Below are 699 nucleotides of genomic sequence, written 5' to 3' on the forward strand. Positions count from 1 at the left end.
GGAGCATTCGCGCCGCGCCGGCATGCCGCTCGCGATCGAGCCGCTGCACCCGATGTATGCGGCCGACCGCGCCTGCGTCAACACGATCGAGCAGGCGCTGGACCTGTGCGATGCGCTGGACCCCGGCCGCAGCGGCGCGCTGGGCGTGGCGCTGGACGTGTACCACGTGTGGTGGGATCCGAAGCTGCAGGCGCAGATCGAACGCGCCGGCCGCGAGCGGCTGCTGGCCTTCCACGTCTGCGACTGGCGCGTGCCCACGCGCGACCTGCTGAACGACCGCGCGATGATGGGCGACGGCGTGATCGACATCCCGCGCATCCGCGGCTGGGTCGAGGACGCCGGCTACGCGGGCTACAGCGAGGTGGAGATCTTCTCCAGCGAGGACTGGTGGAAGCGGCCGGGCGGCGAGGTGCTGGACACCTGCATCGCGCGGCACCGCAGCGCCGTCTGATCCACCCCGAGAGGCCCTAGACTCGCGCCGTCTGCATTGACGGTCGCGTCTTCATGAACAAAACGGCCAGGCTCTTGGTCACGCTCGCCCTGCTGGGAGGTTTCGGCGGGGCACTCTGGTTCTCGCTGCGAGGCGCTCCGGCGCAGCTGGCCGCCACCGAGCCGGCCGCGGCGACTGCACTGACCGGCCTGATCGCGGTCGACGTCGAGGATTTCTTCAGGAACCCGCGCGTGGTGCAGGTGCTGGCC

Annotated in this window: 2 protein-coding genes; both read left to right on the top strand. The window is 70.8% G+C overall.

The genetic code is table 11. From position 1 onward, the window contains the following. Positions 1–451, top strand: a 451-nt coding sequence (locus AC1D15_RS35710) for a sugar phosphate isomerase/epimerase family protein (protein ID WP_477829815.1), incomplete at its 5' end; no start/stop codon positions are given. A gap of 53 nt (positions 452–504) precedes the next feature. After that, positions 505–699 (top strand): hypothetical protein (locus AC1D15_RS35715; RefSeq protein ID WP_477829816.1); only part of this gene is annotated, 195 nt, incomplete at its 3' end.

The organism is Rhizobacter sp. P2_H2 (assembly GCF_056403375.1).